We start from the raw sequence: 23280 nt of genomic DNA on the forward strand, positions 1-23280 counted from the left end.
AGATGGCGGATATCGAATTGATACTCGGGGCAGACAACGGACACTCCCCTGCGGATAAACTATCGCAAGCTTATCCGAAGATTAACCGCAACTTTACGGAGTTGAGCGAGGAGTTAGCGGACGAGACTGCGACACGGATCGCGAATGATAACGCAGAGACAGCCGCTAGGATTGCGAACGATAATGCGGAGATTGCGGCTCGTATCGCAGCAGACGAAGCACATGCGGAATCTGAAACAGCGCATCCGGCAGAGAATATTACGTATGCTGGCGAAGTAACCGCCGCGGATACGGTAAAGGACGCTATCGATACGCTGAAGACTACGCTTGACCAGGCGGTTATCAGCGGTGACAGCGGACCGGAAGCGGCAACAGCGCGCTATAATACGGAATCCGGCGAGACGTATACAACGTTGCAACAGCGTTTGGACACGGAGTACGCGGAAACTGACGGAAGGATTAGCGCGGCGGAGAGCGAGATTGTTACCGCGAGGGGAACGTATAGCAGCGTAGGCGAACGGTTTGGCGGAGTCGATGCGCAGTTGGCGGATTTAAGGAACTACTTGGACTACATGCCAATCAACGGCGGGGACTTTGACGGGAATGACCCGTCCGGCGTAGTCGTAGATGGTGGAACATATTAAGGGGGCGCAATACACATGGCAAAAATCAAAATAAAGCGCGGCCTTGCCGCCAATCTTCCAGGGCTGACGCTGGATGAGGGGGAACTTGCACTTGTATTGGACACGGCAAAACTTTACGCCGGTATTGGCGGTGACAAGGTACTGCTCAATCCTGACCAAGCAGCAGCAGAAACGGCAACCAAGCTGGCTACGGCGCGCAATATCGCTATTACTGGAGACGGCACGGCAAGCACATCTTTTGACGGATCGGCAAACGCAACCCTTGCTTTGGTATTGGCAAACAGCGGAGCAACGGCAGGCACATACACGAAGGTAACAATTGACGCCAAAGGGCGCGTTACCTCCGCAACTCAAATTGCAGCAGCGGATATTCCGGCATTGACGCTTGCAAAAATCACAGACGCTGGGACGGCTGCAAGCAAAAATACCGGCACGGCAGCAGGCAATGTTCCGGTATTGGACTCCGGAGGCAAACTGGATTCCAGCATCCTTCCGGCCATCGCCATATCCGACACATTTGTTGTGGCGAACCAAACTGCCATGCTGGCGCTTACCGCAGAGGTGGGAGATATTGCAGTCCGGACGGATCTAAACAAATGTTACATCCTGCGGACCGCCGGAGCCTCCACCCTTGCAAACTGGCAGGAGTTGCTCACACCAACCAGTCCGGTACAATCGGTGGCGGGCAAGACTGGTGCCGTCACACTTGCTGCCAGCGATGTGGGTTTGGGTAACGTCAACCAACAGCACACAGATTGCTACAACTGCCTTTGTTAAGGCACAAGGCTATTTAACTGGAAGCGACACTATTGACGGAGGCACTTTTTAAGGAGGGCTAGGAGTGGCGAACAAAATACAATTTAAGCGCGGGCTGAAGGTCGCTTTGCCTGCACTCTCTCCCGGAGAGCCTGGGTACTGTACGGATACAAAGGAATTTTTTGTAGGCAACGCATCTGGAGGTAACACAAGGATGGTCTCATCTGGCGAATTAGTGCTCAATGTCAAAGATTTCGGAGCCAAAGGCGATGGTGTTACCGACGATACAGCCGCAATCCAGGCAGCCATCTATGCACTGGGTTATGCAGGAGGCGTTTTGTATTTCCCCAAAGGGATTTATTTAATTTCCGACACGCTGAATGTCGGCAACGGTACAGCATCCGCCGTAAGCACCCAAAATGCCATTACTCTGCAAGGAGCCGGAGCTGCAAACACTGGAGCAGCAGTATATGATGGTGGTTTTGGCACTATGATCCGTTACATAGGATCGACAGAAAAGCCAATGATACATGTAAGAGGTCCGATCAACGCCCCAAGAATTTTGGACATTTCTTTGGATGGCAACATGATGGCGTCTATCGGCGTCCGTGCAACAAATGCTTTGGGCTTTAAATATCGCCCGTGTGCAATACGCGATACCACACAAATCGGCATCCTAATGGACTCGTGGCCGAGCATGACCGTATCCGGCACAAAAAATAACATGTCCTGCGATATAGCGGACGGATGGATAAATCTTGGTAATAGTCCGTATGCTGTTTGCATTAAATTGTCCGGTGACATTGACGGCGGCGATACCAATATGAGCAGACTCCACAACCTACATCTGCTATACAGCGGCACCAACGGCAGGGCTTTGCTGTTAGGATTTTGCGACTCTAATCTGTTTGATACCATCAATTGTTACCGCCAAGGAGCAGACAACGGGTCAGCATACTCAGTCATTTTCGATGGCACGGAGCAAGTCGGATACCCCGCACAAAACACATTTATCAATTTTTCGGCGACCAGTGACGATGTGGCAGTGTACGGGACGATTGGAGATAACATCTTTTATAATTACCAAACAGGTGACGGCGGCGCTGTTCCTGATCACCCCAACCTTAGAGGGGTTACGCAGGACGGACATCATTTCGGATCATTTGATTTTGCAAACCTCAAGTCTAGCAACGACTTGGAGACTACGGGCAGCGGAAATGGATTGATTGTAAAAACCCCGGATGGTACCAAGCGATATAGAATCTATGTCAGTAACGCCGGAGCGTTGTCTGCTCAACTGCTGTAGGACCAAACTGTCTAGTAAATGCACAACATATTTTCAGTATGCATAACTCCCTAATTTCAGGTATCATTGTTAATGAACAATTCAGGGGGGGTGCGTAAATGGAAGAGGATTTAACTGGCAAGGTGTTCGGTAATTTCACCGTTGTTGGAATAAATCGCCGGCATAGTCGCGGCAACTCGTGGCTATGCCGATGCATTTGCGGGAAGGAATTGGTCTTAGCCACAGTTTACATTGTAGGAAATAAAACACGCCGACCTAATAAAAGCTGCGGTTGTACAGAATACAAGTACGACGGGAAAGTACAAGAGCATTTTCGGATTTATTCAATCTGGCATAACCTTGTCGGTAGATGTTATAAATCGGAACGGAAGAATTACGAAAGGTTTGGCGGCAAGGGCGTATATGTCTGTGACGAATGGAAGGATGACTTCATTCCCTTTCTGAACTGGTCCCTGGAGAATGGCTATTCTGAGGAATTAACCCTCATGAGAGTAGACATCAAAAAGCCTTATGAACCGGATAATTGCAAGTGGTCTGATGATTGCTCAAAGGCACAGAACAAAGGGATATTGAGAAATAACAAAACAGGAAAGACAGGAGTTGGGAAACGCAAGGACGGCACATTCATTGCCTACATCCAACGAAATTACAAGAATAGGCGACTCGGTGTTTTCAACACCCTTGAAGAAGCAATAACGGCTAGAGAAAGAGCGGAAGAAGAATTTAAGCGAAACGGTACGCTTTGAAACGGACCATACTGCGCAACAAGCCGCTATTTCTCTTCGGAGCCGTAGCGGTTATTTGTGCTTCGCACAACGGTTTCTTTATGTTCCCACGAAAGGAGGACGCTATATGCCGAATAAGTTTCGCTCATCCCTCGAACTACACACGTCATCCCTCCGCCATATCCTCGCTGATGCCGCGGAAATACGCGTACGCGAAGCGCTAAACGGCGAATTTTACGTAAGCTTCGTATATCCCAGAGTCGAAAACGACTCTGTACGTTACGCAGCCCTCGCGGAAGATAACGAAATCCGGTTCCCGGTCGACGCTGCCTTGCGCAACGTATCCGGCCAGCGCTTCGTAATTAACCGCGTAGAGGAAGTCCGCGAGGGCAAGCGGATATATAAGCGCGTGGAGGCGTCACATATTGCGTTTGGCCTCGGACGCTACTATTACGATGACTATACGGACTTTGCCGCAGCCGTTCCGCTCGCTGACATGCTTGCGCTACTTGGTTCGGGAACTCCGTACGACTTCGCAACCTCCGGCACCTTCGCCGATACGGACATTTTCGAGTATGGCGAGGATACACGGTTTAATCTGACGCAGAAACTCCGCCAAACGTATAACGCAGAATTGGCGTTCAATAACCTCGCCATAACGCTCACGACGCAGAAGGGCGGAAATCGCGGCGCTCGCGTTATATACCGCCATAACATGCGGGGGATTACGCGGACATCGCACTCGATGGAGCGGATAACGCGTCTATATGGCTACGGTAAGAACGGATTAACAATCGAAGGTTACGGCGGATATGCAACGAAATATATCGATTCTACGTATTATGACGTAAATAATCCGTACGAAGCTTCGGTAACGTTCGCGGATATCGAAGATAAGGCGAAGTTGCTAACGGAAATGCAGCGCCACCTCGCAAAATACGAACTCCCCTCCGTTAGCTATGACGTCGATTTCGTAGACATGGCGAAGGTGGATGACGCATTCTCTCCGTATTCCATCCGCGAGGCTGGCGATATTGTTACCGTTACGGATTCGGAGTTGGGATATGCGTTCGAGGCGCGCGTTATGGAATACGAATGGTATCCGTATGAGCCGCGCAGGGGTCGCGCCACATTAGCGAATTTCCGTCCGCTGAAATCGTCCGATTACGTATACCAAGCGGTAACCGGCGTTAAGAAGGCGATTAAGTATACGTCAACAAACGCTGTGCTGAAGGGTATCAAATACGACGACAGCATAACGCTTGTTGACGGATTAGGGATGCGGGTATCTGACGCCAGTAATCGCGAACTCGTCCGGCTGGGACAGTATGAACCGGGTAAATACGGATTAGCGCTGTTTAACACAAGCGGGGCAAAGACGCTATGGCAAGATGCAGCGACGGGTAGCGCGTGGTTTAGCGGGAACATTACGGCGTCGTCGATTAATGGCGGTACGATTACGGGCGCGTTAATCCGGACAGCGGAGAGCGGCCAGCGTATCGAGTTGAGTAGCGTAGATAATCTGCTGATGGCGGTTAATGCTTCAGGTCGTACCTTGACGATTAAACCGGACATTGACGGAAGTCCTGGGATACAATTTGCAGGCGGTCCTACGGGTTCGTATATCATACAAGGGACAACGGGGATGAGCATTATAGGCTCGGGCCAGTGTCAGATAAACTTCGGCAGTGTGAGTATAAACGGAAGTCCTGTATTGATCAATGGGGTAAACGTATCTTCTGCGGCCACAAACCATGAGTCTCGTATCTTTGCTTTAGAATTGGCTGTATTTTCATAGAGTTCGTTGTGTATAATGTAGATAATAGGATACGGGAGGTTGACATATGAAAAAGGCTAAGAATGCCAGAACCGCAGTAGTTGCATTTATCTTAGGAGCGGCTTTAGCAACAGCAACAGGAGCGCTAGCGGACGGCGTAAGTTTAATCGGAAAATCCTTTGATGGACAGTTTAGTGTTACTATTAATGGTAAGAAGATAGATGCAGCGGCGGGCGTTTCTGAAGGAACATCTTACCTACCTGTTCGTGCTGTTGGCGAGGCGCTTGGCCTGGCTGTTGATTTTGACAGTAAGGAGGGAATATTTTTGACAGAGTCCACAACCGAACCAGTTAGTACACCCCAACCTTCTGTTTCTCTTGCTACCCCAACACCGAGCAGCAGTACAAAAACACCGAACTACACTCCGGCTATGCTGAAGCAACGAGAAATCGTAGATGTAAAAGCAGATATACGAGATGTATCCGGAGTAATTAGCGGATATGAAAGCTTTCTGTCCCGCGTAAAAGAGTCCGCCAATCCCGATCCGTTTACGATATCTAACATGGAGTCCGCAATCGCTACGCACAAGACGAAGCTTGCGGAATTGGAGCGCCAACTCTCCGAACTCGAAGCGGAGTATCAAGCGCTCATCTCCGGTAAATAATCCGCAGCACAGCCGCATATCACACACGCCAAGACTCCGTTACCTTTCGGAGTCTTTTTCTTTTGACTACGAAAGGAGACCGCAATCATGGCGCAAATTACGCCTAAGCTCGAAATCCTCGTTAACCTGTCGCAACCGTCCGAAGAAATCGCGAATATTATCTCCGTTTTCTTATCGTATCACCCCGGTAAGGAAATCGAGATTCTGCGCACGGTCCGCGAACAAATAGACGATGCTGTAGCGCAATTAGACGGAAGGGAGGCGCAGTAATGGATAACGAGATTATCCGCTATTTTATTACGCAAGGTCCGTTTGCTCTGATGTTCGTTTGGCTCCTTATCTACGTTATGAAAGCGAATAAGGAACGCGAGGGACGCTTGCAATCGCTACTCGAAAAGTTCAGTGATAAATACGACGTAATCATAGCGGACTTACGCGAAATCAAATCGAAAGTAACCGATCAATCCCGCAAACAATAAACAACGAGTAGCTAACGGAAGCACTCGTATTAAACGAAAAGGGTGGCGCAAATGGCAAACGATGTATTAACGTTGGCTGCGTTGGTGGCCGCGTATGTAGGCGTAGCTAAAACGTTCGGGCTTCCGAAGAAGTATACGCATCTGGTAGCGTTGGGAGTAGCGGCTGTATTCGTTATGATTCCGGAGGCTGCGCAGGATAAGCTTGCGCTCATATCCGTAATCGGACTGACCGCATCTGGCGCGTACAACTATACGAAGAAGACGGACGGTCCCGGAGGAAGTGACGCAAAGTGACGTACTCTATCGAATGGTACGGAAATGAGCATACGAATTGGTCCGACCGCAAAGGTTACGTCCCCTTCGTCATCGTCGATCACATTAGCGCTGGTACAATGGCGTCAATGGACGCATGGTTCCGCTCATCTGGCAACTCCGTATCGTCCGCACATTTCGGAATCTCGCGTAATGGCGAAATCCACCAATACGTTGATATCCGGAAGATGGCGTGGGGTAATGGAGCCACTGTCGCAGACTATCCGGCCAAAGTGGCGCAAGTGGTGACGGATAATTACGGAGTCAATCCGAATTTGTATACGGTATCGATAGAACACGAAGGTACAGACGGAAGCCTAACGGAGGATCAATTTGAGGCCAGCGTATGGCTCCATACGTACATCCGCGATCAAATTGCGGAGATATACGGTGAGCAAGCGCATTTTCCGTTAGATGCGTATCACGTTATCGGACACTACCAAATACACCGCGGCAAGCCCGTATGCCCCGGTCCGCTGTTTCCGTGGGAACGTTTATACGCAAGGCTGGCGGAGATTGACGCAAAAGGAGATGATATCATGCTAAACGCTGACGTAGCGAATACAATTATCTCAACGTTTTTGAGTCCGGAGTGGTTCCGGTGCAATGACGCGATGACCGCAGCCAGTACGGAGTCTGACGCGCGAGCCTGGCGTGAGTTGCGCGATTACCAAAAGTGGTTAGCGGATGAATTGCGGAAGGCTAGCGGTCAGAAGGCGGAATAATATCATATAGCGCTCATCATCGGACTATTCCGTTGGTGGGCGCTTATTCTCGTTTTCGGACGTCGAAAATTAGCGTTTGACAAACCGCAGCGTGTCCGCTATACTGGGTCTTACGTCGCGTACGATTACGGGCGCACGATTCAAACGTATAACGACTCGTTTCCGCCCGATTGACCGTTGATTTAACGGTAGTCGTACGGGGAAAATCGAGTAATGTTCGGTGTAATGGCGCAGAATATGCGCACGATAAGCCGGTGTGGCGGAATGGCAGACGCGCGCGACTCAAAATCGTGAGGGAAACCGTGGAGGTTCGAGTCCTCTCACCGGCACTAACAAAGCAGATTTGTAAAATTGCCTTGTGCAGTTTTATGAATCTGTTTTATATTTTTATGGCCTGATTCATAGTTGCCGCTGAATTGATTTTGGAACTAAATTCAAGATGTGAATATGTGTTTGCAGTTGTAGAGTAATCACTATGGTCCAGCCATTCTTGAACCTCTTTCATACTGACACCGTTGGCTAAAAGCAGAGAGGCGCAGCTGTGGCGAAGATCATGAAAGCGAAGATGCCGCATACCATATTTTTTCAAGACAAGGGAAAAGTGCTGTGTGATGAAGTTCGGTTTAATTCGATTGCCCATTGCATCCACATTGAGATAGTCCAGGTAGTCTGTGCAGTACGAATCCTTGCAAAGGCCGCGGGTTTAAATCCCTTGTTGTTGCTTAAGATGCAGCAGCAGGTCATAGAAGGCGTCTACGAGCTGTAGAGTGCGACGGCTTGCCTTGTTCTTGTTCGATCCTTTACAATGGTGATAAGCTTTCCATTAAGTGATCCAGAAGTAACGGTGTGCTTAATCGTAATAGTTTTATTCACCAAATCAATGGCTGACCATTTCAAACCAAGCGCCTCGCTTCGCCGCAATCCGTAAAAAGCTGCAAGGATTACAGCAAGTTCAATTTTGCTGCCTTTTACAACTTTCAGGAGTTGGTTTACTTCGGAAGCACTGTACGCACTTCCGACAAAGGTTTCTTTTTTAGGGCGCTTAACCTTATCGGCTTGGTTGGAATGGATAATCTCAGTAACAAAGGCATATTGAAGCGCTGATCGAATATTTGCATGATAATGAGTGACCGTGTCGGCTTTTACCTTCCATTCGGTATAGGCATATTGGTAAAAATCCTAAATGTGATGCCCTTTTCTTTAAAATATGGTACTATACGGCCTTTTACAGAATTGGAGTATGAAATATAGTTCGTAAGTTCAATGCTAGGCCTAACGATCTCCAACCAATCGAGCATGAAATCTGCAAACAAGATCTGGTCATTGTCCTCCGCTTTCTCTTCTTCCGGAATATGTGCGGAGATGATTAGTTCTTCTTCAGCTTGCGCATTTGCTGCTAATTCAAAATTCTGCCGCGCCTCCAGCAATAAGCCTTCCGCCTTCTTCTTGTTGCCCTTTACCGCCAATCCGGTGGGAATCCACTCGGAAAAGAAGGAGGGCCACGGATATGTAAAGGTGATTTCGACTTACATTTCCAAGCGGCTTTTAAGCTTGCCTAATAACATTCTTTTAGTCTTGCTAACCGCCTGTTGGGTTATTCCCAACAATTGAGCGATTTCTGCGTCGGTTTTCTCTTCGTAAAACTTCATGAACAACAGTTTTCTTTCCATTGGATTCAAGGCTCGAATGACAGAGAGCAAGCATTCCTGGGCTTCCGCATAAACAATAGGAGAGGAGAAGCGATTCATCATGAGATATATGCCATCGGTTTCTTCATCCAATGGTTTTGTGCAAAGAAGCTCTCGGTCTATCCTCCGAAAAAAATCCCGACTCGTATGAAACAAGCATGCGTGGATATAGCGGCTGAATCCCTTCTCAACATTGGCAAGTATCTGTTGGTCATTACTCATTATAAACATCTCCCTTCATCCTAAAATAGGAAGCACTTTTGAAAAAAACAACTTTGGACAAAATATTGACAAATTTTTTCGACAGTTGTTAAGTCTTTTGTAAAGAATGAAAAAAAACATCCCACCATCGTGCTGAACTTGCTGGATAAATATCCAGCACTCCAACGAGAAAGGGGGATGTTTTTAAGCTAAAAATTACAAGAAATATTTTTAATTTTACTTGAAGCACAGTTCATTAGATATATTAAGCTCCGAAATTATACCTATCGAATTCATGAGGTGTTGGAGGAGCCAAGATCAATGCCAAGCATGGAACACGAGACTACGATGGTTTTTTTTCAGAAAAGGGAATCATTAAAAAAGCTTGGAAATCGTTTGGTTCTACTATTACATGGAAATATCCATTATATTTCTCTGCAATTCCGCGAATATTGGACAGACCATATCCATGATCTGCCGGATTTGTCTTGGATGTGCGCGGAATGATTGTGTCCTTTGAAAAAGGTTTTGAATTGCACACGGAGATACGGAGTGACGACCGATCACTGGAAAGATCAAGGCGAATAAAGCGATTTTCTGTTTGAGGAACCCGGTTAACTGCTTCTATCGCATTATCAAGTAGATTGCCTAAAGCTGTACATAGATCAACATGATCTATGTCAATCGCCGCGGGGCGATGAAGACGTATGTGGTGATCAAAGTCAACGCCAAGATCATGAGCTTGATTTAAGGCTTGACTCACTAGAGCATCAATAACCAAGTGGCCCGTTTGGATGCGTAAATAGCTGGAACCCAGATGCTCCAAGATATCGTTAACGTGCTTTAACGCTTCATTTGTTCGTTGTTCCAGCAGGCAGGTACGAAAAAAGACCAGTTGCTTTTTGGTATCATGAACGATCCCTTGAATACGCGCGAAAGATTCCGAAGATTGTTCATAGCGAATTTTTTGCTGGAGCATCTGTCTGGATAAAGCTTGTTTTTCATCTGCCAATCGAAATGACTTTATAACGTGATCAAAAAGAAGCACCAAAAGCAGATTGATCAGCAGAATTTCCAAGACGTAAAAGATATAAAGAGAATTTTTCTCCGTGTGAAAACAAAGCACATGCAGGATTAGCAAGCTTCCCAGATGGACAGTAGCCATACACAGGTAATACAACGAGCTTATGCGATATTCGGTTTCTTTATGGATCAACTGGATGACTTTGATGAATAGCAGCATGATAAGCGCAGAAGCAAGCAAGATATACAGTCGTACCTCTGGATCAAGAAGCGAAGCTTGCGATGGATCATTAAACTGAATGAGTAGCGCATAGGAGACTGACTCAGCGATGAAACCAAGAATCAAGTAGAGTAACGCATATAGCCATTTTGTTCTTAGGCGAGCGACATAAAGTCTGGAAACTAACAAGGAACTTAACACTGACAAGCCCCCAGTTACAACCGGTGAAAAAAAGGAGGCTGAAGAGAAAAATAATATACCTCCTGACAGCGTATAGTGAACGGCAGTTTGTTGCCAAGTTGCCGTTACAACTGAAGGAAGCAGTACATTAAAATAGCGGTTGAGCAGAAAGAGTTGCAAGAACGTTGTGAGGATAAACAGAGCACTAGGCAAAGCCATCACGTTCCTTTTGAAAATGAGCGGTCAAAAATTTGGCGTAAGCTGCTTGCAGTTCAGTAGCATGAGAACGCCCTATCGGGAAGGAGTGTCCATTGGTCATCGTGACAGATGTAGACGTAAATTTTTGAATATAATACAAATTCACGATGATAGAACGATGGATTAATACAAAAGGATAGCCACCTAATTTTCTAAGCACACCTTGAAGTGTTTCCGTTATCGCGTGGCTTCCAGAATCGGTAAGAATGTCAAGCTGATTCTGAACGATAGTGTGCTTCACCTTCTTTATGGCAATGATGCTAGAGTGCCGCAGGAGTAGATGCCCAGTTTTAGTTTGGATATATAAAAAGCGGTGCGTGGATGAAAGAATATGCTGACAGAGTCTACTCATTTTTTCGGCAAAAAAATCGTAAGCAATCGGTTTGATCCAATACTGAAAGGGCTGTGCTTCCAGACTGCTCATGATGTAATTCGGATGGCTGGTCAAATAGGCAATTTGAACCTCGCGGTCTGGAAGAAGCCTTATAGTGTTAGCAAGTTCAATTCCTGTTAATCCCTCCATCTCAATATCCAAAATCAGGATATGAAAAGGAAAAACTGAGCATTTTCGATAATATTGTAGTAAATCCTCGCCGCAAATAAAGAAATGTACATCAAACTTGCAGCCAAAGGCTACGGAGAAGCGCTCGAAAAATTTCTGCATGACTGCGTGAATTTCAGTTTCATCATCACAAATTGCCACTTGGAACATGTAATCACTTCCAATGGAGGTAGAAATATTTATTTCATTATAACATAAGGAATATACATCGACAAATTACGTAAGTTGATTTAGAATCCCGAAGAAAAAGGTACACATAGAAAATAAATAATTGATACCTGACATCAGGGCGTCGTTCACATGGATTTATCTGTTATTCGCATGAAAATACCCACATATATACCAACATATGCTATATTTCTTTTTGGGAGATAGGTTAATGATACGATAGTTTGTGAATCATTTAACAAGTGATATATATTCTCTAAATACGGTTCAATGAATTTTATTTCAATTTCGGTGTTGGACGTTGCCGTCTTTGTGATCAAATAGGAGAACATCAGCGAGGACGGGAGCGGTAATTATAATCTGATGTTTGGAGAAAGGAGGAACATATCAATTTAAACAATTTATATCAGTGCTACATTTTGAAGGAGTAAGCATGTTTGGGAGTAAATGGATGGAACTGGACGAGATATTTTCTGCCTTTATAATCAAATTTCTGCAAGACTATGCCCAATGAACTTACTTATGACTCAAAGGTTGTTTTATCCGCTTGTATTTTAACTGATACCATTTTCAAAACCAGATCGTCTAATGATCCACGCAATTAGCAAGATAATTTTAAAATATTATTTTTGGAGGTGTTTGGAAGTGAAGAAAAGCATTACCTCAATATTTATCGCCACAATATTGTTAGTTGTTTCGAGTGCTAGTTCTTTTGCAGAAAGCAAAACTCCTCAGGATAATATTTTTATTGATTCGAGTATTTCAAAAGCAGATCAGGCTTTGTTGCTTAAAGTCATGAAAACACTTGATGTTGAAGATAGAGAAAATGTATTATACATTAGGGAAGATGGATCATTTATCGCAAATAAACCTGAAGTTGCCGAAGAATTTAAAAAACAAAATATGGATAAGCTCGATACTGAAGGCAGGCTCTTAATTCAAAGTGATCAGGCTATTAAAGAAGAAAAGCCAAGTGATAAGTGTAAAGTGGATAGCAGTAAAAGTGCATTGTTAGCAAGCACTGGTTGGAAAAATGCTGATGAGTCTTGCGGTGGTGTTAACACTGGAGCATTTCGCCGTGTAATCTCTGACAAAGGATTTTCACGTTTGCACACTTATATTCATCTTCCATCTAAAACTGGTGGCGGCCTTTACATTAATTCAAGCTCCACCAAAGGTGATACAGCTTTCATATACACAGGCGCTACTGATAAAGATGGTGACAGCGTAGATATTGGATTGCAATATAATAATTCCTCCCCCAATAACTATCCCTGGGACGATACTTGGGCCATGTTTCTTCGAGGGGATAATGGACAAACCGCTCCCACTTATGCTAATTTTAAACCAGGGCAAATTATTCTTATGAAATTTTATGTACCCTCAAATAACAATGTTGCCTTAAATGTAACGGGATATGATAAAAGTGGGGTTATGAGAAATTCAACTTTAACAGGGACTGTTTCATGGCTAAGAAATTTTAAAGCGGATGGCACAGGAATGAATATTAAAAGGGTAACTTCCATGGCGCAACTACCTCCTGAAGATTTGACAACTGGCTCTTATGTCGGCTCAAAGAGCGATCCTGTTTTTTGGGACACCGTACGAATTGGCAAGGGAAACGATTCGGAAAGTGTTGAACCAATGACTATTGGCTGGTTCTGTGGTTATCAAACAAACAACGTTCTTATTGATTTCACTGATCATAATAATGAAAAAATAATTGTTAAAACAGGAACATTAACACCGTAATCTAATTAAATCTTCTTTTCAGTTTGCCAAAACAGGCCATGCTCTTGTTAGTAAGGTTCCACGCATTCGTTTTTTCATATGAAAGGAGTACTCAATTGGGTTGAGTACTCCTTTCAGGTTTTATGTTCGTATATTTAGCTTAAGCTTCATGAATTTCATCTAGCAAAAGAGTTTCGCTTCTATAAGAAGGCTTCGATAATCACTGCGTTCAATCATTGTTGATTGTGAAAAGCTATCATCGGTTACCATATAGGCTGTGAATCAGATAGTGATACCAACCGGATTATTAGGATTGTATTTCTCATAGCAAGTGTCATAGACAATCTTTTTCCATTTTGCCATTTTGCTGTGAATATACTTTATCGTCATATTTATACGTCAACCTTGCATCCCATGACATACCAAGGAGATTAATATGGGGATTCATAGTTTTGATCAAGTGGTCATGTTGTAGACTTGAGTCAACAAAGAAATTCCGATTTGTTGTTTGGAAAACTCTAATTTCAAAGCCACAATGAACTTGACGAACGACAGGTAACAGGATACCATGAAGGTAACGTATCTCCTTTATTCTGGAAATATAGTTGTGGAAAAATTTAGGTGATCGACAGATTTTCTCATTTTAGAGGTGATGATAAAGTGAAAAAAAATAAAAAGAAAATAATATTATTATTAATCTTGCTTATTATCATACTATTTTTGGTTGCGTATGCGATTATATTCGTATATCCTTATTCGAAGTATAACGTGGGCTCTACTCATACATTAGAGCGATTTTATCAAGCTTTTACAGAAAAAGATTATGGAGAAATAAGTGAATTAATGGAAAATGGCAATCCGCAACCTATTATTACGACAAGGCAATTGTATGGTGATATTGAAGACTTTAAAATACTATATTGCTATAATCATGGACAAAATCGAAAAAAAGTACGTATTCAAATTAGAGCTTCCAGAAATGATACCCAATATAAGAATTATGATACGGTCCTTATGATTAAAAAAGAAGGAAACTGGGTAGTTAGGTCGTATCATTCAAATGTTGAGTATGTCCTTCCCTGAAATCAAAATTTCTTGCTAAACGAATCCATTATTACGAAAAAATAATCAGGAAACCCCTTGTGCTGACAAAAGACGATATTGAACTGATGCAGCGCAAGAAAGTGGAGCAGGATTAGTACACCTCATAAAGGAAGAGCCTGATTATCTGAAAAAGCAGCAGGTCTACTGAGTAAAAATCTCAAAAACGGGAAGCTGGAGTCGAAAAGACGACTTAGCTTCCCGTTTATTTATACTCTTTGGACAATTTAGTGAATGTACATATATCAACAATTTTTTATGATTTACAAATGAAAAATATATCAACTGAAGATGAATGATACCTGACATGATTTCGTTATTCGCATGGTTTTGTCTGTTATTGGCATGGAAATTCCCAAAATTCTTCCAACATATGCTATATTGCTAGTGGGGGATGGGTTAATGATACAACAGCTTGTGAATCATTTAACAAGGGAAATAATTAAACGTGGCGTAGCGAAAAAAGAAGAAATTCCTGTCATTCGATATGGTTTGCAAATGATCGTTGAAATCACTCTGATTGCATTTTCAATGCTGGCCGTTGCCGTCATTATGGACCAAACTAGAGAAGCAGTAGCGTGGATGGGAACGGTGATCATAATCCGAAGTTTGAAGGGAGGGAAACACGCCAAAACCTTTCAGCAATGCTATCTGATTACAGTCGGCACCTTTGTCACTAGCATGCTCGTAGTGGATGGAATTCCAACCAGTCAAAAACTGCAACTGAGTTGCTGGATTTGCTTTATGTTCATACTTCTTCTATACGTGCTTGAATTAAGAATGGGAAGTGCGAGGATACGAAAGTTAAGAAAAATCGGTTTTATGATTACAGCGGGATATGTATTGGCGATGTTGTTTTTTCTTAGCTTTCAAATTAGTCACACCACCATGCTAGCAAGCTTGATAGGAATGATTGCAGCACAAGCATCTTATTGCTTAAAAGAAAGGAACATCATCCATGAATAGGGTATTAACTATCAAGAATCTGCCTTGGAAGGTTATTGGCTTAGCCGCTACGGCCTTTGCGATGCTTGGAGCAAATATCACTTGCTGGTGGATTGCTCATGAGCCAGAGATGCCGAAGGAAGTTAAAAATTTCAAAAAAATTTAGACTTGTATCATAAGGAGGAAGCAACAATATGAAGGGTTTATTCGTTAAAGGGGTAAAAACCCTTATCATTCTGAGTTTTTTATTTAGCTTCCACATTTCCCCTGCATTTGCACAGGAGACTGTTGACACACAAGGGTCTGATAATGTACAGGTTGATCTTTTTGCGAATGATCAAATCGTCACCAAAAATGTTAGCACGGGTGAAATAACAACCCAAGCTATTCCAGAGGTGCCTACTCAAAAAAATAGCTTAAGCAATTTTTCGCCAGCTTATATTCCTGAGGGAAATCAAATTACTCCTAACCCAGTCGATGAAATCAAACCATTCTCTGTTATAGGAACAGATGAACGTACAGAAATGTCTCCTTATATATGGGGAATTGCCTTTTTAGAAATTCATTGGCCTAATGGGCAGACAAGTAGAGGGACCGGATTCTTTATTTCTGATGATGTGTTGGCTACAGCTGGACATTGCGTGTACAATTCAAGCAAAGGCGGCTGGGCTTCCTCCATCAGTGTCTCTCCAAGCATAGATGGTTCCTATGCACCATTTGGGACTGTCCAAGGCACATATTTTCATACAAGTGATACTTATATTTCTGAAGGAACTGCAGCTTATGATTATGGCGTAATTGAAGTGGGAAATAATTTAGGTTCACAGACTGGTTATTTTGGCTATGGAGTGGAGAGTTCCATATATGGTTTAAATGTTACTATTACGGGATATCCTGGGGATCATTTAAAAGAACAATGGACCGCTAGTGGTACAATAACTTCAAGTAATTATTTATATTATAGAATTTATTATGCAATTGATACTGAATCTGGACAAAGCGGTGCTCCTGTTTATAAAAGTGGAAACATAGCTGTTGGAATACACACAGATGGGACTACCATTGGGAATCCGGAGAATTCAGGGGTGAGATTTACTTCATCTTTGAAAAACTGGTTGGACACTTTTCGTAATTAAAACTAAGGTTTGAGGAGGAGCAATGAAGAATAAAAGGAATAAAAAAATTTTATTTTCTATTGCTTTTATCCTATTTAGTATTCTTGCTGGATGCATCATCATAATTATGTTAAATAGACCCCCTCCCCCCTCTGTCACTTTTTTGTTGACAACTCCGGAAGGGGACGCTGTGAACGAGGCTACGGTTAATATTGGAATTCGTGAAAATCAAAGATTCAGAATAAGCGCAAATGATATTGCAGATTTGGTCGGTGCAACCGGTTCAGATGGCATAGTTGAGTGGAAGCACCCGGTCACTGGAAAACACAAACTTTTTATAAGCTTTGATGGAAAAAATCAAACTTATGACATTAAAGTTCCAATACAATCTGGCCCCATTCAAATTGCATTGGTGTGGAATCCATAATGGTGTCAACACAAAGATGTATTTATGGCTGAAGTAGCCGATGATGAGTATCTTCCCGTAATCGAACTGAAGGATAAGATAATGCGTAGTGAATATGCCAAGAGACTCAGGTCGCATGTATTGTACATGTTTTCTGAGAGCAACTTCGAGTGTTGACCGCTTGCCGTCTTACCGAAATTTAGGTATAATTGGTAATTTTTATGTGTCTGTGATCATAATTCGTCGATTTGGAGGGAGGAGTTCACTTAGTTGCCGTATTGAAATAAGATGCTCTTTTTCTCACCTATAATACTATGAAACTATTAGCTTCTGAAGAGAGAAAGTAGTAGGTTATTACATACGACTCCTTAAAACATTTTTAGTGACTAAACCAAATGCAGGTTAGAGCCATCGTCGATATGGTTATTTGTGTTGCTATTACATTATTCTCATCCGCCCCGAAAGATCGGAGTAAAATTGCTCATGAACTGAGTATGTTGAAGGAAGTAAAAGAATTAAAAGTTTTAAATTCCACACGATTAGGAGATGTGTAAATGAGAATCAAAGCGAAAAAAACATTCATCACTTTGGCTTCTGTAATATCCTTGGTAGCCACATTGCCGACAACTGGTTTTGCTGCCCCTGTAAGTGCTGAAAATTATGCAAAGGCAATAGCTCTGCCCGGCTTCGGCGACGTTTCCATTCAACAAATCCTGTTGAGTGAAAGTGGATATTTACCTTATGACGGTGAAGTTGAATACACTTTTGATTATGAGACTACCTATGGAAATACTATCCGTTACTATCTGTCTGATGATGAAAATGTTGGATTGACAATTAAGATTTATGATGCAAGCAATTCGTTAGTAGCTTCCGGTCATACTGAGTCGGGCAATAGTTGGCAAGTTTTGAATACCTTCACCCCAGCTTCATCGAATCAAACCTATACAGTAAGAATAGTTTCCGATGATGGTGATGGTTTCTATGGCTACAGTGTTGCTGTAAGAGCATATTAATTAATAACTCCATATTGTTTAATAGTTTGAATTAGGTGCTCCAATATTCTAAGGGAATATTGGAGTACCTATACACTTCTAGGAGGGATAATCGTGAAAGAAAGATTGAAAGGTTTTATTATGGGAGCCTCGATTTGCAGTTTATTGTTTGGGTCAATTGCTTATGCTGCTGAAGAAACCCAAATCCAAGTGTTTTTTAAAAAGCTCACTTATATATTTGACGGAGTTGAGATTGAAAGTGCCAATGAACCGGGTTTTATATACAATGGAACGACTTATGTGCCGATTCGTTTTGTAAGTGAAGCCCTTGGAAAGAAAGTCGAGTGGGATGGAGATAACGATACGATATGGATTGGGAAAAAGGTAGGGAATTTTGACTATCTTACCGACCTCACTTACGCGCGAGCGGATGGATCAGCTAAAGATAAGGCCTTTTTTGATAATGTCCTTCACATAGCTGGCTCTCCATATATGAATAAGGGGATCAAAGTTAAGTTACCTCAATCCGATACGCAGAGTGATCAATACGGTTCCATAGATTACAATTTAGAAGGGAAATATTCAACATTGACTGGAAAGATTGGCATTGATGATACAACAAAAAATAGTGACGCATCAGGTTCTTTCAAAATTATCGGAGACGGCAAAGAACTTTTTACAGTGGAGAATCTCAGAGGTGGTGATCAAAGCAAAGAGGTCGAAGTAAATATTACTGGAGTTTCAAAATTGCAATTGGTTTTTTCAAGAGATGATAAAGATAGCTTGACAGTTGATTTCGTTGATGTAAAACTAATTCAGTAACCATTGCTCACTATTATTAAGTTAGTGAATGACGCTTTCGGCATTTCAATTATCACCCTATACAAGGTATTATATTTTCGTAATAACCGTTCCTTGGTTTTGCGGCTGCTAGGTAAGAGAAGGTCTTCAAGAAACTATGCTGCTTTTTCCTAAAGTACGCCGCAGTCTGAGGGGAAAATGACAAATACTCGTATTGTAAACGTTATTGTTTAAGAATACAGCAGGTTTATTGTGATCAAACAGCGGTCTAGCACATTAGCATCAATACCAATAATCGCAAAAAATTCTGCCGCGGCGCAAAAAATGGGAAATTCCTACCCGATAGTATAGCTGTCCTTTGAAGGATGAATTTAACAAGGGAGCTGGTCTATATTCGTGAGAATATCCCAATAGTTGTTCCAATTCATTTTTTTGCATGGATAATAATAATTGTTTCTTTGGCTTTCGAGGATTTTAGTTGGTTTTTAATACCAAATGTAAATAATACACCTGCATTTATTACCATTTCAAAATGGCTAACACAATCTTTAATGGTTACTAATTTAGTTGGCTATTTAATTCATAAATTGCTGATAAAGTGGAAACTTTCCGATATAGATTGGAAGCTGTCGTCACATCTTATTTTTTCAATTGTTCATATCATTATAGTTGCTTTTCTCATTTTTCTAAATGCAGGGTTTGAAGATTTGTGAGCATAAATCATCTCCAAAAAGGCCGAATTGTAAAAAATTAATAATGAAGGTAATGATGCAGGCAGAAAGCAAAATGGAAGTCGTTGAAATAATTATTTGTTAATGTTTGTTTTTGTAAAATCAAGGATTAAGAATTGGAGCAATCATATTGCAAATTTGGTTCGATTCAACCGGACCTAATAGTATGGTTGAGTGGAAGCATCAAGTCACTGGAAAACATAAGCTTTTTAAAGCAGGATATTAGTTTTATGTTTTGAATTTTTAGTCTATTTGCTTCAATCTTAACCTGAACAGTCTGATCACCACAAACTGTTTAGGTTATTTTAGTTTTTATAAAAAGAAGCTCCATAGCAATCGCCTAAACCGTATCCTGCCATGCTGCATTTTGTACTCGATAACGGGGAATAGCAGACAGTCTTTTCAATATAAGAAGTCTCGATGAAGATACTCTTTTTACAAATATCTCTGGCCACGTAAGAGGGCTTTTCTCTGTATTTCGCGAAAATAGAATAGAGCCGATGTCAGCTTGTACAAATTAGTCGGAGCACACAAACGAAAATCAGGAGAGGTGAGCAATGAAGGCCAATAGGAGAGCGAAAATCCTGGGACTCATAAATTCATTAGACTGGAGGAAAGAAATTCTACAGTATAAAGAAATTGTGGAGCGAGAGGTTGGGCATCCGTTCTCCCATGCAGCTCTGCTTGCACTCCTGCGGGAAATGGATGAGAAGGGACAACGAAAGATGGCACAAACGCTGAACTTCTCGTTTGCCCAGCGCAGTTCAAAAAAATGGCCGGAAGCCTTCTTTATCCAATCCGTGCGTACCCTGCTGAAGCAAATGAATAGTGACATCGATACCAAACGGCGGCTGGTGTTGGCTGTCATCCAGGAAGTGCAGCCACTTTTGGAAGGTTTGAATGAGTTGGATACTATGGTCAAAGAACAGCAGCGGCTCATTACGAAATTCGGCTGCTGGCATTATTATTGGGCATTCTACTTTCATGACAGTCGTACCTCAGCTCCGCGGCAGTGGCAGGAATGCTAGGAAACGATTCAAGAGAGCGCCTCTGGTTGGGAACAGGCTTCAAATGTGGAAATAGAGTTGTCCGTTTCATTTCAAGAAGAAGGTCATTCATTCAAAAGTAAGGACCGTTCTTCTATGAGAATCGCCGCATTGGAAAAGAAGCTAGCAAAAGAAATCGAACTGAGGCAAAAGCTGAGCCAGGAGTTGGAACAAAGCAAAAAGCAGCTTTTTGCAAAAGAGAAAGAGAAGAAACAAGTTGAAAATGAATTGACGGAACAAGCCAAACAGGTTGAAAACAGCGAACGAAAAGTGAATGAGGGAATTAGGCAGCTTGAAATGAAAGAACAAATTTGGAGTACCGTGCAGCAAAAATGGAATGTGGAAAGAGAAAAGCTCAATAAACAAATCCGTGCTCAAGAGCAAGAAATTCGCAAGCTTGCCCAGCAAGTTGGGCAGCTTTCCAATAAAACCCGGCAACTTCGGACTATTGCGGCAGAATTCAAACATATCTGCCGCAATTCCAATGAACTGATCGGGGTGCTATGCAAAGCTTTGGATGAGGATATCCGGCAGATCAGCTGTAATTGGATCGAGGAAGGGCGTACAGGAATCAACGGGCGCAAGCGAATGCAAGTGATCCTCCACTTGCTTGACGCGCTTGATGCCTACCGTCAACAAGAGGAACGGACTTCTGACGGCTTGTCTCTTTCGGTTGATGCGTCAATGGAGCCTTCTTCTCTGTCAGAGTTAACCGAGGCCGCGAAAGAGATAAACCAGACAAATGGAGTCTACACAGGAACCTTTTATCGTCGGGATCATGGCGGCTATATTCAACTGGAAAATGGAGAAGTCTTTAACATTACGGAATCCTTGGTGAACAACCATCAGTTGGAGCACAAGGCTGAGGTACAATGTCGGCCTTACTTGCAGGACAATGGAGCGACTTTTTATGATATTGAGCTGCTGTTTCAAGGCGACGACGCTTACGCTCCCATTCGACAATATGTGGGGTATGTTCAATTGGGTGAGCACTACACCTGGTATTGTGTTGATCTCAATGATTCCACTTGCCGGTTTCCTCTTCATCGCAAAGATATAGAGATTCAGCAGCCCGAGGACGGGATGCCCTGTACGTTCAACGTCTCGGAAGAAGGCGAGTTTGCCCGGTTGTCAAAAGTGTACCGGCAGTTTACGAAAACGGAAGAAGAGTTTGAGCTCGCTCGTACCGAAATGTCGAAAGCCCGAAGCAACAGCAGCGTTCCGGCTGCAAAGCCGTCAGCATTTCTGACTGGTTGTACGGTTGCTATCATTGGCGGACAGCGCAAGTGGTTTGAGGAAGTGGTAGCAGAATCGGGGGCTGTATTGGTTCATGATAACGGCGAGCACACGGAGCGCATTGCCGCCGACTTGCGGCGTTCCCAAGCCTTGTTTCTCCTGCTCACCGCAACCTCCCACCGTGCGACTTGGGGAGGAATTGAGATTGCCAAGGCCTGCGGCATGCCGCACTTCACGATCCAGGGGTCCAAGTCCAATTTGCGTAAGCAGCTATGGGACAATCGGGAGACCATACGAGCAGGCTTGCAGTAGCCACATCAAGACATTGGATTGCTCAGATTTGTGAATACGTTAAAGTGCATATGAAATAAAGGTGCAAGAGTAATAAATCATACAGGTAACGGTCAGAAAAATGTATGCAAAAAATGCGAAATACATGATCGCCAATCCAAAGTAGCTGAATAGCAACGGTTTCAATCTGGTCGGAGGTGATTGTCGCCCCTTTAGCTACATCTTTAACCATGCGGACAATTTCTGTTTGTTCACTGGCCATCCGATTCAACAGCGGAGCAATGCCGAAAGAAAGTACCAGGGAGAGCAGAATGCAAGCCGATCCCAGCAGGGTGCGATTACGGAAAAGCTTTTTCAAATGAGCAGCCTCCTTACCTATAAAATAGAAGCATAAGAAATGACAAAACGCCGCCGGCGGATAAAAACGGAGCCAACGGCAACGCGGTTTGTTTGGCGGCTTGAAAGCCGTAACGAAGTCCGATACCAGCGGCAACAAGCAGCACCAGCGTTAAACCGATGAGGCTTTGCAGCGTGCCATGCACGGGTCCCAACACAGAGCCGCAAGCAGCCATCAGCTTGATGTCCCCACCGCCGATTTTGCCCTTAGAAAGCATGGCGGCCGTGAGGTAGGGCAAGCTGGTTACGAACAGCCCGGTACAAGCCCAAATGGGAGAACCATGCAAAAGCCCGGCAGCACCGATCATGAGGGATAGACGATTCGGAATCTGCCGGGTTTTCAGGTCACAGATACTGGCGCAGGTCAGAAAGGCGGTAAACAGAATCCCTTGAAGAACCATCATCAGCGGCAGGTTGTTCACGGCTTTTGCTCCGGCCAGGGCCACTCCTTCATGGCACGGTACGGATACACCTTTTGAGCCTTCATAAACCGCACCATAAACCGAACTTGATCCAGCACCGACAGGTTGTTGCGATCCTTGGTGGTCATCATCACCGAAGCGGACACGCCGGTAAGAAAGGTAACGACGGCCAAGGGGACGCTCCCCTTTACGAACCAGAGGAACAACGCCAACAGCACGGATGCGCTGGAGCCGATGAAGGTCTGGAGCAATTGCGGCTTGCCAAAGCCGGGAAACCATTCGGTATCCGGCTTCACGCCCATGGGGATGTATAGACTTTGTTCTTGGGTCATCACTGATTTTTAAGTCCTCCTTTTATTGGGGTTAACAACAAATC

29 protein-coding genes and 1 tRNA gene are annotated in these 23280 nt (G+C 43.6%); 22 read left to right on the forward strand and 8 right to left on the reverse strand.

Annotated elements, in window-relative coordinates:
• Nucleotides 1–2: 2 nt before the first annotated feature.
• From DQG13_RS20045 to DQG13_RS20095, 11 genes are all read left to right on the forward strand, one after another.
• Complete coding sequence (locus tag DQG13_RS20045; protein WP_113021556.1) at nucleotides 3–644, forward strand: hypothetical protein; 642 nt, start codon at nucleotides 3–5, stop codon at nucleotides 642–644.
• A gap of 15 nt (nucleotides 645–659) precedes the next feature.
• Nucleotides 660–1421, forward strand: a complete 762-nt coding sequence (locus tag DQG13_RS20050) for a hyaluronate lyase N-terminal domain-containing protein (RefSeq protein ID WP_113021557.1) — start codon at nucleotides 660–662, stop codon at nucleotides 1419–1421.
• A 64-nt stretch (nucleotides 1422–1485) separates the two neighbouring features.
• The gene (locus DQG13_RS20055; RefSeq protein ID WP_181592866.1) at nucleotides 1486–2706 is read left to right on the forward strand and encodes a glycosyl hydrolase family 28-related protein; all 1221 of its coding nucleotides are present in this window, start codon (nucleotides 1486–1488) and stop codon (nucleotides 2704–2706) included.
• Between the two features lie 98 nt (nucleotides 2707–2804).
• Complete coding sequence (locus DQG13_RS20060; protein ID WP_113021558.1) at nucleotides 2805–3452, forward strand: hypothetical protein; 648 nt, start codon at nucleotides 2805–2807, stop codon at nucleotides 3450–3452.
• A 106-nt stretch (nucleotides 3453–3558) separates the two neighbouring features.
• Nucleotides 3559–5229, forward strand: coding sequence for a phage tail protein (locus DQG13_RS20065; RefSeq protein ID WP_113021559.1), 1671 nt, complete (start codon nucleotides 3559–3561; stop codon nucleotides 5227–5229).
• A gap of 46 nt (nucleotides 5230–5275) precedes the next feature.
• Nucleotides 5276–5872 (forward strand): stalk domain-containing protein, encoded by a 597-nt coding sequence (locus DQG13_RS20070; RefSeq protein ID WP_113021560.1) that lies wholly within the window; start codon nucleotides 5276–5278, stop codon nucleotides 5870–5872.
• A gap of 87 nt (nucleotides 5873–5959) precedes the next feature.
• Nucleotides 5960–6142 carry a hypothetical protein gene (locus tag DQG13_RS20075; RefSeq protein ID WP_113021561.1) on the forward strand — a complete coding sequence of 61 codons (183 nt, stop codon included), beginning with the start codon at nucleotides 5960–5962 and terminating at the stop codon, nucleotides 6140–6142.
• Nucleotides 6142–6351: a BhlA/UviB family holin-like peptide gene (locus DQG13_RS20080; protein ID WP_113021562.1), complete on the forward strand. Its 210-nt coding sequence runs from the start codon at nucleotides 6142–6144 to the stop codon at nucleotides 6349–6351. The genes DQG13_RS20075 and DQG13_RS20080 overlap by 1 nt, the downstream gene beginning before the upstream one ends.
• Nucleotides 6352–6402: 51 nt before the next feature.
• Entirely contained in the window at nucleotides 6403–6645 is a 243-nt protein-coding gene (locus DQG13_RS20085; RefSeq protein ID WP_113021563.1) for a hypothetical protein, read from the forward strand.
• Nucleotides 6642–7388, forward strand: coding sequence for an N-acetylmuramoyl-L-alanine amidase (locus DQG13_RS20090; protein ID WP_113021564.1), 747 nt, complete (start codon nucleotides 6642–6644; stop codon nucleotides 7386–7388). The genes DQG13_RS20085 and DQG13_RS20090 overlap by 4 nt, the downstream gene beginning before the upstream one ends.
• 250 nt (nucleotides 7389–7638) lie before the next feature.
• Nucleotides 7639–7717: transfer RNA gene (locus tag DQG13_RS20095), tRNA-Leu, on the forward strand.
• 50 nt (nucleotides 7718–7767) lie between these two features.
• Here DQG13_RS20095 and DQG13_RS31245 read toward each other — a convergent pair.
• Entirely contained in the window at nucleotides 7768–8028 is a 261-nt protein-coding gene (locus DQG13_RS31245) for a tyrosine-type recombinase/integrase (RefSeq protein ID WP_220094423.1), read from the reverse strand.
• Between DQG13_RS31245 and DQG13_RS31250 the strand changes: the two genes are divergently transcribed.
• Nucleotides 7930–8154 carry a hypothetical protein gene (locus DQG13_RS31250; RefSeq protein WP_220094427.1) on the forward strand — a complete coding sequence of 75 codons (225 nt, stop codon included), beginning with the start codon at nucleotides 7930–7932 and terminating at the stop codon, nucleotides 8152–8154. The genes DQG13_RS31245 and DQG13_RS31250 overlap by 99 nt on opposite strands.
• 376 nt (nucleotides 8155–8530) lie before the next feature.
• Here the strand turns inward: DQG13_RS31250 and DQG13_RS20105 are convergent, their stop codons facing one another.
• From DQG13_RS20105 to DQG13_RS20120, 4 genes are all read right to left on the reverse strand, one after another.
• On the reverse strand, nucleotides 8531–8854 hold the full coding sequence (locus DQG13_RS20105; RefSeq protein ID WP_113021565.1) for a hypothetical protein: 324 nt from the start codon (nucleotides 8852–8854) through the stop codon (nucleotides 8531–8533).
• Between the two features lie 60 nt (nucleotides 8855–8914).
• Nucleotides 8915–9298, reverse strand: a complete 384-nt coding sequence (locus DQG13_RS20110) for a sigma-70 family RNA polymerase sigma factor (RefSeq protein ID WP_258525777.1) — start codon at nucleotides 9296–9298, stop codon at nucleotides 8915–8917.
• A gap of 322 nt (nucleotides 9299–9620) precedes the next feature.
• Complete coding sequence (locus DQG13_RS20115) at nucleotides 9621–10913, reverse strand: sensor histidine kinase (protein WP_181592867.1); 1293 nt, start codon at nucleotides 10911–10913, stop codon at nucleotides 9621–9623.
• Nucleotides 10906–11670, reverse strand: coding sequence for a LytR/AlgR family response regulator transcription factor (locus DQG13_RS20120; protein WP_113021568.1), 765 nt, complete (start codon nucleotides 11668–11670; stop codon nucleotides 10906–10908). The genes DQG13_RS20115 and DQG13_RS20120 overlap by 8 nt, the downstream gene beginning before the upstream one ends.
• A gap of 663 nt (nucleotides 11671–12333) precedes the next feature.
• Between DQG13_RS20120 and DQG13_RS20125 the strand changes: the two genes are divergently transcribed.
• The 10 genes from DQG13_RS20125 to DQG13_RS20170 all read left to right on the forward strand — a co-directional run bounded on the left by DQG13_RS20125 (nucleotide 12334) and on the right by DQG13_RS20170 (nucleotide 22107).
• Nucleotides 12334–13440 (forward strand): hypothetical protein, encoded by a 1107-nt coding sequence (locus DQG13_RS20125; protein ID WP_113021569.1) that lies wholly within the window; start codon nucleotides 12334–12336, stop codon nucleotides 13438–13440.
• Nucleotides 13441–14040: 600 nt separating this feature from the next.
• Nucleotides 14041–14502: a hypothetical protein gene (locus DQG13_RS20130; protein WP_146767178.1), complete on the forward strand. Its 462-nt coding sequence runs from the start codon at nucleotides 14041–14043 to the stop codon at nucleotides 14500–14502.
• A gap of 420 nt (nucleotides 14503–14922) precedes the next feature.
• Nucleotides 14923–15486 carry an accessory gene regulator B family protein gene (locus tag DQG13_RS20135; protein ID WP_181592868.1) on the forward strand — a complete coding sequence of 188 codons (564 nt, stop codon included), beginning with the start codon at nucleotides 14923–14925 and terminating at the stop codon, nucleotides 15484–15486.
• Nucleotides 15479–15631 (forward strand): cyclic lactone autoinducer peptide, encoded by a 153-nt coding sequence (locus tag DQG13_RS20140; protein WP_113021572.1) that lies wholly within the window; start codon nucleotides 15479–15481, stop codon nucleotides 15629–15631. Before DQG13_RS20135 ends, DQG13_RS20140 begins: the two co-directional genes overlap by 8 nt.
• Before the next feature lie 28 nt (nucleotides 15632–15659).
• Nucleotides 15660–16601: a trypsin-like serine peptidase gene (locus DQG13_RS20145; RefSeq protein WP_113021573.1), complete on the forward strand. Its 942-nt coding sequence runs from the start codon at nucleotides 15660–15662 to the stop codon at nucleotides 16599–16601.
• A 22-nt stretch (nucleotides 16602–16623) separates the two neighbouring features.
• On the forward strand, nucleotides 16624–17007 hold the full coding sequence (locus tag DQG13_RS20150) for a hypothetical protein (RefSeq protein ID WP_113021574.1): 384 nt from the start codon (nucleotides 16624–16626) through the stop codon (nucleotides 17005–17007).
• Between the two features lie 533 nt (nucleotides 17008–17540).
• Nucleotides 17541–18002 carry a hypothetical protein gene (locus DQG13_RS20155; RefSeq protein WP_113021575.1) on the forward strand — a complete coding sequence of 154 codons (462 nt, stop codon included), beginning with the start codon at nucleotides 17541–17543 and terminating at the stop codon, nucleotides 18000–18002.
• Nucleotides 18003–18095: 93 nt separating this feature from the next.
• Entirely contained in the window at nucleotides 18096–18803 is a 708-nt protein-coding gene (locus DQG13_RS30905; protein ID WP_181592869.1) for an NPCBM/NEW2 domain-containing protein, read from the forward strand.
• A gap of 1267 nt (nucleotides 18804–20070) precedes the next feature.
• Nucleotides 20071–20541 carry a hypothetical protein gene (locus DQG13_RS20165; RefSeq protein WP_113021576.1) on the forward strand — a complete coding sequence of 157 codons (471 nt, stop codon included), beginning with the start codon at nucleotides 20071–20073 and terminating at the stop codon, nucleotides 20539–20541.
• 45 nt (nucleotides 20542–20586) lie between these two features.
• A complete protein-coding gene (locus DQG13_RS20170) occupies nucleotides 20587–22107 on the forward strand; it encodes a hypothetical protein (RefSeq protein WP_146767179.1) in 1521 nt (506 codons plus the stop codon).
• A gap of 22 nt (nucleotides 22108–22129) precedes the next feature.
• Here DQG13_RS20170 and DQG13_RS20175 read toward each other — a convergent pair whose 3' ends face one another.
• The 3 genes from DQG13_RS20175 to DQG13_RS20185 are packed head-to-tail and all read right to left on the reverse strand — an operon-like array spanning nucleotide 22130 to nucleotide 23236.
• Nucleotides 22130–22444, reverse strand: a complete 315-nt coding sequence (locus DQG13_RS20175; protein ID WP_113021578.1) for a hypothetical protein — start codon at nucleotides 22442–22444, stop codon at nucleotides 22130–22132.
• A gap of 13 nt (nucleotides 22445–22457) precedes the next feature.
• Nucleotides 22458–22904, reverse strand: coding sequence for a prepilin peptidase (locus DQG13_RS20180; protein ID WP_220094424.1), 447 nt, complete (start codon nucleotides 22902–22904; stop codon nucleotides 22458–22460).
• The gene (locus DQG13_RS20185) at nucleotides 22901–23236 is read right to left on the reverse strand and encodes a hypothetical protein (RefSeq protein WP_113021579.1); all 336 of its coding nucleotides are present in this window, start codon (nucleotides 23234–23236) and stop codon (nucleotides 22901–22903) included. Before DQG13_RS20185 ends, DQG13_RS20180 begins: the two co-directional genes overlap by 4 nt.
• Nucleotides 23237–23280 lie beyond the last annotated feature (44 nt).

This window comes from Paenibacillus sp. YN15, from assembly GCF_003285005.1.
GTDB lineage: Bacteria > Bacillota > Bacilli > Paenibacillales > NBRC-103111 > Paenibacillus_AR.